The sequence below is a fragment of the Rhizobium sp. Root483D2 genome (assembly GCF_001426685.1).
GTDB classification, from domain to species: Bacteria; Pseudomonadota; Alphaproteobacteria; order Rhizobiales; family Rhizobiaceae; genus Pararhizobium; species Pararhizobium qamdonense.
The window spans coordinates 175,156-185,966 of sequence record NZ_LMFB01000019.1; the positions used below are offsets into that span (position 1 = coordinate 175,156).

The following is a 10,811-nucleotide window of genomic DNA, read 5'->3' on the forward strand; positions in this document are numbered from 1 at the left end:
TTCACGCTCGTCGGCCGGGGAGGGAAAAAGCATCGCTCTTGCCTTCAACTGTTTTCGGGCGACGGCGTGGCTATACATTGGCGGGGGCGCGCGATAGTCTTTTGCCGATCCAGCCAGGGCACGCAGAACCGCATGACACAGACAGATACCAGCAGTCTCCACCCCGTCCTGCGGGTGGATTTTCCCCATTCCGAAAGGCTGGGGCGGGGCAAGATCGAGCTGCTCGAACATATCCGCGAAACCGGATCGATCTCGGCTGCGGGCCGCGCGATGGATATGTCCTACCGCCGGGCCTGGCTTCTGGTCAGTGCGCTCAACAGCATGTTCAAAGAAGAGGCGGTGGAATCGCAGCGCGGCGGAAAGCAGGGCGGCGGTGCGGTGCTGACGCCTTTCGGCGAGGCGTTGATCCGTCAGTTCCGCGCGATGGAGGAAAAGGCGCAAGTTGCGCTCGCCTCCGAACTTGCCTGGCTGCAGGACAATCTGAATTCCGGCGCGGCTGTGATCAGAGATCCAGAGCCACGCTCTTGATGATCGCGTAAACCGGTTTACCGGCGTGCAGTTGAAGCATGTCGCGCGACAGAAACGTGATGCGCGAAACGATCGTCACACCGCCGCAATCCAGCCGCACATCCACCATGCCCTGCGCCGGTTCGCCGATCTCGATGATCGTGGCAGTGAGGATGTTGAGCGCGCTCAGTCCTTCCGGCCGGCTGGTGGCGAGCATGACGTCGCGGGCGGCGATCTGCAGGCGCACCGCCTTGCCGTTGGGCGCGTTCAGGTGCGGCACGCGGATTTCGGCCTGTCCGGCGCGGATGACGGTGATCTGATGCTCTGTATCTGTTCCCCCGACGACACCATCGATGACCGCGCCGGCCTCGCGGCGGCTGATGGTCGAGGAGGGCTGGCTGAGGATGGTTGCCGCATCGCCCGATGCGCTGACGCGGCCGTTTTCCAGGATGATCACCTTTGTGGCGAGCCGCGCGACTTCCGCCACCGAATGGCTGACATAGACAATCGGAATATCCGCCTCATCACGCAGCCGCTCCAGATAGGGCAGGATTTCGGCCTTGCGCTCCTCGTCAAGCGCGGCCATCGGCTCGTCCATCAGCAGCAGGCGCGGATTGGACAAAAGCGCCCGGCCGATGGCAATGCGTTGTTTTTCACCGCCAGACAGATGCGCCGGTGCGCGGTCCAGAAGCGCGCCGACGCCGAGCAGATCGACGATCCGGTCGAAATCCGCCCCACCCTGGCCGCGAGGGGCAAACCAGCGGCCGTAGCCGAGATTGCGCCGCACGCTCAGATGCGGAAAGAGCCGGGCCTCCTGGAAGACATAGCCGAAACGGCGCCTGTGTGCGGGCACGAAACTATGGGTGGCGCCGTCGAAAAGCACGTCGCCGTTGAAGCTGAGGGACCCGCTTTCAGGCCGCATCAGCCCGGCGATGATGTTGATCAGCGAGGTCTTGCCGGAGCCCGAGCGGCCGAACAGGGCGGTAACACCCTTTTGCGCGGTGAAGGCCGCTTCGACGGAGAAAGCGCCGAGCCGGTGGCGGATATCAACCTTGAGGCTCATGCGGCGTCCATTTTCTTGGCCGCAAGGTTTGCGAGGATTTCCGAGAGAATCAAGGCGGCCATGGAAATGACGATGGAAATGAGGGTCAGGCGAAACGCGCCGGCATCGCCGCCGGGAACCTGGGTAAACGTATAGATCGCCGCTGACAACGTCTGGGTTTCGCCGGGAATGTTGGAAACGAAGGTGATCGTTGCGCCGAATTCGCCCATCGCCTTGGCAAAGGCAAGCACCATGCCGGCTATGACACCGGGCAAGACCAGCGGCAGCGTGACGGTGATGAAAACCCAAAACGGCGCGGCACCGAGCGTCGATGCCGCCTGTTCCAGCCGGCGATCGACCGCTTCGATCGACAGGCGGATGCTGCGCACCATCAGCGGGAAGGCCATGACAGCGCAGGCAAGGGCGGCACCCGTCCAGCGGAAGGAAAAGACGATACCGGTATATTCGGCCAGAAATGCGCCGATCGGGCCGCGCTTGCCAAACAGGATCAGAAGCAGGAAACCGGTGACGACCGGCGGCAGGATCAGCGGCAGGTGGACGAGGCCGTTAAGGATGGATTTCCCCCAGAACCGCCCGCGCGCCAGAAGCATGGCGATGGCAATGGCAAAGGGCAGGCTGACGATCATGGCGACAAAGGATACGCGCAGGCTGAGGCGGATCGCCGTCCATTCCGCGTCGCTTAACGTCAACCAGTCCAAATGCTCATGCTCCGTCTCCGATAGCCAAACGATATGCGCTCCATCCCTTTGCGGATAGAGCGCATCGCCGTCTTATTATCGGGTCATCTATTTCAGGCTTGCTTACTTCAAAACCGTAAAGCCCTGGGCTTCGAACAGGGCGGCAGCCTTGGCAGATTTGACAAAGTCGACATAGGCGGCTGCGTCCGGGTTCTTGCTGTCAGCGGTGATGGCGATCGGGTAGACGATCGGCGGATGGCTGTCTTCCGGGAAAGTGCCGGCAATGGTCACATCCTTGTCGGCAGCGGCATCCGTCTGATAGACGATGCCATAGGGCGCTTCACCCTTGGAGACGAGCAGAAGCGCAGCCCGGACGTTTTCAGCGCCGGCGACGTTCTTTTCGACGGACGACCAGATACCGAGCTTTTCCAGTGCGGCCTTGCCGTATTTGCCGGCGGGAACGGAATCAACGGCGCCCATGGCGAGCTTCTCGTCGCCGAGCAATGCCTTCAGATCAAGTCCCTGCTTGATATCGACGGGGCCTGCATCCTTTTTGCCGGTGACCAAAACGATGCGGTTGCCGAGCAGGTTGGCGCGGGTGTCGTCCTTGATCAGTTTCTTCTCAGAAACGTAATCCATCCAGGCAAGGTCGGCGGAGATGAAGACGTCGGCCGGTGCGCCGGATTCGATCTGCTTGGCGAGTGCCGAGCTTGCAGCGTAGGAAACGGTGGTTTCCTTGCCGCTTTCCTTCTTCCATTCGGCATCAACGGCATCGAGCGCGTTCTTCAGGCTTGCCGCAGCAAAGACGGTAACCTTTTCGGCTGCAAGCGCAGGCTGGGCGAGCGACGCGCCACCGATCCAGAGTGCGACGGCGGCAGTTCCGAGAAATTTCAGCAAGGTTCGACGTTCAGTGCGCATGCGGTGCCCCATTTGGTTTCGAGATATTCCTTTAGATATAACGGCGTAGTGAGATTGGCCAGCGTTATATTAATCAAAATATATTGAAACTCATTCGCACCGGCCTGTTGCTTGCTGCTTGCCATCGGCGGAGCTGACGTTAAGTTCTGCGCCGCAGGGTGGACGGAATGGACAAGGTTGGGAACGTGATGGAATCGAGTGTGAAGATCGAGGAGAGCTGGAAAGCAGCTTTGAGCGCGGAATTCTCCAGCCCCTACATGGCCGTCTTGAAAAAATTCCTGCTGGAGGAAAAAAACAGCGGCAAGCAGATCTTTCCGAAGGGGACGGAGTATTTTCGAGCGCTGGATCTGACGCCGCTCGACAAGGTGCGGGTCGTCATTCTCGGGCAGGACCCCTATCATGGCGAGGGGCAGGCGCATGGGCTGTCCTTCAGCGTCAAGCCCGGCGTGCGCTCGCCGCCATCGCTGGTGAATATCTACAAGGAACTGCATGGCGATCTCGGCATTTTGCCCGCCCGCCACGGCTTTCTGGAACATTGGGCGCGGCAAGGTGTACTTTTGCTCAACAGCGTGCTGACGGTGGAGCGCGCGATGGCGGCGTCCCATCAGGGCAAGGGCTGGGAAAAGTTCACTGATGCGATCATCCGGGCGGTCAACGATCAGCAACATCCGGTCGTCTTCATTCTCTGGGGGTCCTATGCGCAGAAAAAGGCGGCTTTCGTGGATCCGTCACGTCATCTAGTGATCCGCTCACCGCATCCCTCGCCACTGTCGGCCCATAACGGCTTTTTCGGCACCAAGCCCTTTTCCAAAGCCAATGATTTCCTCGTCTCGAAGGGCCGCGAGCCGATCGATTGGGAATTGCCTGCCAATCCGGAAATTCAGGCTTAGGTCAGCGTCTGGGAGGATGGCGGTTCGGGTTGCTTGGCGTTGCGACGGGCGACGATGCTTTCGCGCCAGACGGTGAAGATACCGGCGCTGACGACGATCACCGAGCCGAAGATCATGTTGAGGTTCAGCGTTTCGCCGAAAATGGAGACGCCGATGATCGAGGCGAAGACCAGCTGTAAATAGGTCAGCGGCTGCACCTCGGCAGCATCCAGCAGTTCATAGGCCTTGATCAGGAAGAAATGGCTGCTGGTTCCGGTGATGCAAAGCAGCAGCATCCAGGCCCAGTCCTGTGGCGCCAGCACCGTCCAGTAGAACGGGCCGACAAGGGTGATCGCGACCGCGCCGGCAACACCTGTATAAAAGAAGCTGGTCATCGCACTGTCATCGCGGCTGACGAGCCGCGTCGAGATAACATAGATCGCAAAGATCAGCGCCGAAGAGATGGGGATCAGGAAATTGATGTCGAAGCTGCTGTCATCCGGCTTCAAGATCAGCAAAACGCCGAGCAACCCGACGATGATCGCCGTCCAGCGCCGCCAGCCGACGCGCTCGCCAAGCAGCGGCATGGAGAGCAGCGCCACGAAAAGCGGACCGGAGGAAAAGATTGCCTGCGAATGGGCAAGGCCGACCCTTGAGAACGAATAGATGACGATGACGATCTGGGCGACCAGCAGCATGCCGCGCAGGACCTGCAGCACCGGACGTTTCGTTTGGGCCGTGACGGAAAGACCGCCGCGCGATCGCGATGCCAGCAGGATGGCGAAGGCCGCAAACGCCCAGTAGCGGATCATCGTGATGAAGACCGGCGGGTAGAGGCTGCCCAGGTGCTTGGAAATCGCGTCCTGTATCGAAAAGATTACAAGGGCAAGCAGGACGAAAATATAGCCGGTGCGCTTCGAGGTCATGACACCGGTCATACACCGGCTGTGCCGCAAGCAGCCACGCGATTTTGACGATGCTGCCTTGATTGTTTGAAAACAGGCGTTTTCCGGCAACACGGCCATGCGGAACATGGCCGTGTTGCCTATTTTAACTTTAGTCTTCGCGGAACGTATGCTGGATCTGTTCGGTCAGCGGTTTTGCGAGATAGGAGATCACCGTGCGATCGGCGATCTTGATGAAGACCTCGGCGGGCATGCCGGGATAAAGGGTCAGCCCCTTCAGCCCTGCCAGGCTGTCCGCCTTCGGCTTGATGCGCAGCGGATAGTAGGTCATTCCGGTGCGCTGGTCGGTCACGAGGTCCGGAGCGATGGTGACCACTTCCGCATCGACGATCGGCGTGGTGCGCTGGTTGAAGGCGCTGAAGCGGACTTCCACCGGCTGGCCGAGGCGGATCTGGTCGATATCATGCGTGGCGATCTTCGCCTCGACCGTCAGGCCATCGGCGCCGGGAACGACAAGCATCAGCACTTCGCCGGGATTGATGACACCGTTCACGGTATGCACCGCCAGCTGATAGATGCGGCCATCGAGGGGCGCACGAATGTCGATACGCTTCAGCTGATCCATGGCGGCAATGCGGCGATCCTCATATTCGGCGATCTTGCCTTCTACATCGGTCAGTTCCTTGGCGATCTCGGTGCGGCGGTCTTCGTCGAGCTGCAGGATTTGCAGGTCGATTTCGCTGGATTTTCCGGCCGCCTGCGCACGGGCCGCAAGACGCGCCCCGCGATCACCTTCCAGCTGGGCGCGGTCGCGCTTCAGCTCGGTCAGGCGCTGCATGGAAACGAGGCCCTTGCCATAGAGCTTGTCGAGGCCGCCCAGTTCCTCGCCGATCAGTTTCAGCGCGTCCTCGATCGCCGCCAGCTGAACCGTCAGGCCCTTGGTCTCGTCCACAAGCTGGTCCTTGCGGGATGCAAGCTGGCTCTTCATGCCGACGAGCGCGCTTTTGCGGCTGACGAACAGCTTGCGCTCGCTCTGTTCCAGGACGCTCGCCGGAGTGCTTGTTCCGGAGGTCAGTTCGTTCAGGTTTTCCGGAATGCTGAAATCGCTGGACCCGAGCTGTTCTGCCAAAAGGCGAGCCCTGCGGGCATAGAGCTGTGCCAGCGTGTTCTGCACGATCGACAGGTTGGCGCGCACGGTGGTGCCATCGAGCTTGATCAGGATCTGGCCGGCCTTGACGCTGTCGCCTTCCTTGACCAGCACCTCTTCGACGATGCCACCGGTCAGGTGCTGGATCTTCTTGACGTTATTCTCGACCACGACGGTGCCGCTTGCGACGATCGCGCTCGACAATTCCGTGGTCATCGCCCAGCCGCCAACGCCAACGACGAGGGCGATGCCGAGAAGAGAAACCGCCGCGATATGCCGGCCCAGCGACCGGTGCGAGCTGATGGGTTTGACTGTACCGGTCATGATGCGGAATCCTGTCCTTCGCCCACGACTTTCAGCGATGCGTGGCTTGCAATTTGCGGCTGGCGGTTGTCCTTGCGCAGAATCTGGGCCAGCACCTCGTCCTTCGGCCCGAAGGCCTGCATCCGCCCTTCGTTCATCATGAGCACCATGTCGGTTGCCGCGAGCGCGCTTGGCCTATGGGCGATGACGACGACGATGCCGCCGCGGGCCCGCACGCTCATGATGGCTTCACTCAGGGCCTGCTCGCCCTCCGCATCCAGATTGGAGTTGGGTTCGTCAAGGACGATCAGGAAGGGCTCTCCATAGAGGGCGCGGGCAAGGGCTACGCGCTGGCGCTGGCCGGCAGACAGCGCTGCCCCGCCATCGCCGATCTCGGTCTCGTAGCCATTGGGCAGTTTGAGGATGAGGTCATGGACGCGGGCGGCCCTGGCCGCAGAGACGATGGCGTCCGGCGACGGATTGTCGGAGAGGCGGGCAATATTCTGCGCCACGGTGCCGGAAAACAGTTCGACATCCTGCGGCAGATAGCCGATGTGACAGCCGAGCCTGTCAGCGTCCCACTGGTCGAGTGCTGCACCATCGAGGCGAACCGAGCCGCGAAATGCCGGCCAGATGCCGATAAGGGCGCGGGCAAGCGACGACTTGCCCGAGGCGCTCGGGCCGATGACGCCGAGCGCACTGCCGGCCTTCACGGTGAAGTTCACCTCTGCAAATGTCAGGCGCTGCGCGCCGGGAGGGCCGCCGGCCAGGCCTTCGGCGCTCAGTTTTTCCTTGGGCTCGGGCAGTTCCAGCGGCGCTTCGCGTTCCGGCAGGGCCTTGAGCAATTCGTTGAGGCGTGCCCAGCTCTGGCGGCAGGACACATAGCCGCGCCAGTTGCCGATCGCCAGTTCCACCGGCGCCAGCGCGCGGGCGGTCAGGATGGAGCCTGCGATGATGATGCCGGGCGACGCCATGCCTTCGATGACGAGAACGGCGCCTGTTGCTAGAACGGCCGATTGCAGCGCCATGCGGAACACCTTGGACAGGGCGCCATAGCCGTTACCGACATCGGACGTCTCGCGGTTTTGCTCCCGGTAGGTGTTGTTGCGCTGTTCCCAAAGCTGCGACATCCGGCCCATCATGCCCATGGCCTGCATGACTTCGGCATTGCGCTGCGAGGCCTGGGCGAAGGCATTGCGATGGTTGCCGGCTTCCGAGGCCTTTTTCGACGGGCCCTGCGTGCCGCGATTGGTGAGGAATGTCAGGGCGATGAGGATGATCGAGCCGACGATCGCGACGATGCCGATCATTGGGTGGAAGAGGAAGCAGATGCCGATATAGAACGGCAGCCAGGGTAGATCGAAGAAGGCGGCCGGGCCGGTTCCCGACAGGAACGAGCGGACCTGATCGAAATCGCGCAACGCCTGCAGGCCGTCGCCCTGGGTGCGCAGCTTCAACGGTGCCTGAACCACGGCGCGGTAGATCCGTGCGCTCATGGCTTCATCGAGAGCGCCTGCAATGCGCACGAGCATGCGGCCGCGCACCATCTCGAAGGCGCCCTGGAAGGCATAGAGCAGCAGCGCGAGCAGGCAGAGCGCGATCAGCGTCGGGATGCTTCGGCTCGGCAGAACCCGGTCATAGACTTCCAGCATGAAGAAGGAGCCGGTCAGATACAGGATATTGACCAGCGCACTGGCGACAAAGATGCCGATAAAGCCCGCCTTGCAATTCCACAGGGCTTCGGCCGGATCGGATGCGCTGACTTTGGTCTTCGATGCATTCATCACTGTTGAGGTCCTCGCGAGACGTTCGCCGTCTCAAATGGTGTGCACAATGTGCCACAATTTCTCTAAGGCCGCATTACCTGGGATTCTTTGTCCTGGGGAGCATGCGAACTGCACCGGCATATCGTGTCGCCGGCAGCGGGATTTGCGCGCCTATGTAAATGATTTATCGCTAATGTAAACGTATTTATCGCTTTTATAGTGCAAATATCGGCCGGTGACCATGGCGGTTGTATTATCCTGGTAAAGTATTTTTGGTGTTTTACCAGATGCTTATCTTGAAGCGGGACGCCTCCGTCTTGCGCTCGTTTCATCCATGCGCCAAACACACCGATATGTTGAAAAAGGTTACGGCATGAAAAATGTTCTGGTCGTGGGTATAGGTGCGGGAAACCCTGAACACATGACGGTGCAGGCGATCAATGCGCTCAATCAGGCGGACGTCCTGTTCATCCCCACCAAGGGTGACGCCAAGGCGCAGCTGGCCGATATCCGCCGCGATATCGTCTCGCGTTATGTCTCCAATCCAAAGAGCCGGGTGGTGGAATTCGAGCTTCCCGTGCGCCATGTGGCGGATCGCTCCTATCATCGCAGCGTCGATGACTGGCACGCCGCCATCGCAAGCGCCTATGAGCGCCTGCTGATTCAGGAACTCGCTGAAGGCCAGACCGGCGCCTTTCTCGTCTGGGGCGATCCGATGCTCTATGACAGCACGATCCGGATCATCGAACGGGTGCGCGCGCTGGCGGCGGTTGCGTTCGACTACGCGGTCATTCCCGGCATTACCAGCATACAGGCGCTGGCCGCCAGCCACAGGATACCGCTCAATCTCGTCGGCAAGCCGGTGGAGATCACCACCGGGCGGCGGCTGGCGGAGAGTTTTCCGCACAGAAACGAGACGGCCGTCGTGATGCTGGATGGCGAACAAGCGTTCATGAAGATCGAGGATCCGGACGCGCGGATTTATTGGGGCGCCTATCTCGGCACCGACCAGGAGATCATCCTGTCCGGCCGCCTTGCCGACGTGAAAGACGAAATCCTCAAGACACGGGCTGCGGCGCGGGCACAGCATGGGTGGATCATGGATGTCTACCTTCTGCAAAAGGGCGCCGATTTCGAGGAATAGCGGCCAAAGCGGTGCTTCGTTTTGACGTGGTACTCGGCATGGCGGCGGGATTGTCTGTGTTGTAGAGTGCTTTTTCAGCCGGCGTTCGCTGGCCCGTTTGGATTGTTTGTAAAGACTGGAGATGGCCACGCGCCTGTCATGACGTTTCATGCCGCACCATCCGATGGGCCAATGGAAGCCGCGCAGCGCTCGCCGATGCGCCGTGGCGCGTGCCCGTCCCTGTCGGCACCGATGATGACCGGCGACGGTCTTTTGGCGCGCCTGCGGCCTGAAAAGCCCGGATTTGCGCTTCGTGAACTGATGGCGATCGCGGATGCCGCTGCAGTCTGCGGCAACGGCATCCTGGAAATCACGGCGCGCGGCAACCTGCAGATCCGCGGCCTGACGGCACAAAGCGTTCCCATCCTGTCGCAGAAAATTGAAGATGCCGGCATCGCAATCACGCAAGGGCTGGCCATCGAGACGCCACCTCTGGCGGGGCTCGACCCGGCGGATATCGCCGATGCAGTTTCAATGGCCGAGCGGTTGCGCATGGCGGTGTCTGCGCATCAGCCGCCACTGGCGCTGGCCCCGAAACTGTCGGTAATCGCGGATGGCGGCGGGCAGCTCAATCTGGGGGCGGTCACTGCTGATATCCGGTTGCGCGCTGTGCGGATCAACGATGCGGTCTTCTGGCTGCTGTCGCTTGCCGGTACGGAAGCGACAGCGAGCCGGATCGCGGTGCTGGAAGACGCGGCCGTCGTGCCCGCCACCATGGACATCCTCAAAAATCTGGCTGCGATCGGCAGGGATGCCCGCGCCCGCGATATTATCGGGGCCGTTGCGACCCGCTGGGCAAGCGCATTCGATCTCGATGGGATCCCGCCCCAGATGGCCGCGCCGAGTTCCGCTGGCATTCATGATCTTGGCAATGAATGCTGCATTCTGGGCATCGGCCTGCCCTTCGGCCAAATCCATGCGCGGGCTCTTTGCACCTTGCTGGAAGCGATGGACATAGTCGGAGCCACGGAAATCCGCTTGGCGCCCGGTCATGCGCTGATGGTGCTGGGGATTGTGCGGGACCGGATCGCCGCTGCACAGGCTCTGGCTCTTGGCCATGGTTTGCGGGCTTTCCCGCGCGATCCGCGCAATCATATTGCCGCCTGCGCCGGGCTTGGCGCCTGCGCTTCGGCGCAGATCGATACGAGAGCCGTCGCGCAGATGCTGGCCGACACGGCGCCCACACTGCTTGACGGGTCGTTGACGGTGCATGTGTCGGGCTGCGCCAAGGGCTGTGCCAAGCCGTCTGCCTCGGGCTTGACGATCACGGCTGCGCCAACAGGCTATGGGCTTGTCGTAAATGGCTCCGCATCGGCGCAACCAACCGCTTATATCGATGAAAACAACATAAGAACCGCGCTTGCACATCTCGACAAGCTGGTGTCTGAGCGGAAACAGGGTGGCGAATCGGCCCGGTCCTGCCTTACACGGCTCGGAGCGGATGGGATCAGAGCCGCGGTTCAACAGGGATAG

General features: G+C 61.2%; 10 protein-coding genes. 4 read left to right on the forward strand and 6 right to left on the reverse strand.

Annotated features, from left to right (window positions below; translation table 11 throughout):
- Nucleotides 1–132 precede the first annotated feature (132 nt).
- Nucleotides 133–528, forward strand: coding sequence for a winged helix-turn-helix domain-containing protein (locus tag ASD32_RS17020; RefSeq protein ID WP_060639227.1), 396 nt, complete (start codon nucleotides 133–135; stop codon nucleotides 526–528).
- On the opposite strand, the gene modC is transcribed toward ASD32_RS17020, so the two are convergent.
- From modC to modA, 3 genes are all read right to left on the reverse strand, one after another.
- Complete coding sequence (gene modC, locus ASD32_RS17025) at nucleotides 503–1,570, reverse strand: molybdenum ABC transporter ATP-binding protein (protein ID WP_060639228.1); 1,068 nt, start codon at nucleotides 1,568–1,570, stop codon at nucleotides 503–505. The genes ASD32_RS17020 and modC overlap by 26 nt on opposite strands.
- A complete protein-coding gene (gene modB / locus ASD32_RS17030; protein ID WP_060639229.1) occupies nucleotides 1,567–2,268 on the reverse strand; it encodes a molybdate ABC transporter permease subunit in 702 nt (233 codons plus the stop codon). The genes modC and modB overlap by 4 nt, the downstream gene beginning before the upstream one ends.
- A gap of 102 nt (nucleotides 2,269–2,370) precedes the next feature.
- Complete coding sequence (gene modA, locus ASD32_RS17035) at nucleotides 2,371–3,165, reverse strand: molybdate ABC transporter substrate-binding protein (protein ID WP_060639562.1); 795 nt, start codon at nucleotides 3,163–3,165, stop codon at nucleotides 2,371–2,373.
- 188 nt (nucleotides 3,166–3,353) lie between these two features.
- Here modA and ung point away from each other — a divergent pair, with 188 nt between their 5' ends.
- Entirely contained in the window at nucleotides 3,354–4,055 is a 702-nt protein-coding gene (gene ung / locus ASD32_RS17040) for a uracil-DNA glycosylase (RefSeq protein WP_060639563.1), read from the forward strand.
- Here ung and ASD32_RS17045 read toward each other — a convergent pair.
- From ASD32_RS17045 to ASD32_RS17055, 3 genes are all read right to left on the reverse strand, one after another.
- Nucleotides 4,052–4,960 carry a DMT family transporter gene (locus tag ASD32_RS17045; protein ID WP_060639564.1) on the reverse strand — a complete coding sequence of 303 codons (909 nt, stop codon included), beginning with the start codon at nucleotides 4,958–4,960 and terminating at the stop codon, nucleotides 4,052–4,054. The two genes, ung and ASD32_RS17045, sit on opposite strands and share 4 nt — an antisense overlap.
- Nucleotides 4,961–5,090: 130 nt before the next feature.
- On the reverse strand, nucleotides 5,091–6,410 hold the full coding sequence (locus ASD32_RS17050) for an HlyD family type I secretion periplasmic adaptor subunit (RefSeq protein ID WP_060639230.1): 1,320 nt from the start codon (nucleotides 6,408–6,410) through the stop codon (nucleotides 5,091–5,093).
- Entirely contained in the window at nucleotides 6,407–8,173 is a 1,767-nt protein-coding gene (locus ASD32_RS17055; protein ID WP_060639231.1) for a type I secretion system permease/ATPase, read from the reverse strand. The genes ASD32_RS17050 and ASD32_RS17055 overlap by 4 nt, the downstream gene beginning before the upstream one ends.
- Nucleotides 8,174–8,528: 355 nt before the next feature.
- On the opposite strand from ASD32_RS17055, the gene cobF reads away from it, so the two are divergent.
- Both cobF and cobG read left to right on the forward strand, forming a co-directional pair.
- The gene (gene cobF / locus ASD32_RS17060; protein WP_060639232.1) at nucleotides 8,529–9,299 is read left to right on the forward strand and encodes a precorrin-6A synthase (deacetylating); all 771 of its coding nucleotides are present in this window, start codon (nucleotides 8,529–8,531) and stop codon (nucleotides 9,297–9,299) included.
- 138 nt (nucleotides 9,300–9,437) lie between these two features.
- Entirely contained in the window at nucleotides 9,438–10,811 is a 1,374-nt protein-coding gene (gene cobG, locus ASD32_RS17065; RefSeq protein ID WP_060639233.1) for a precorrin-3B synthase, read from the forward strand.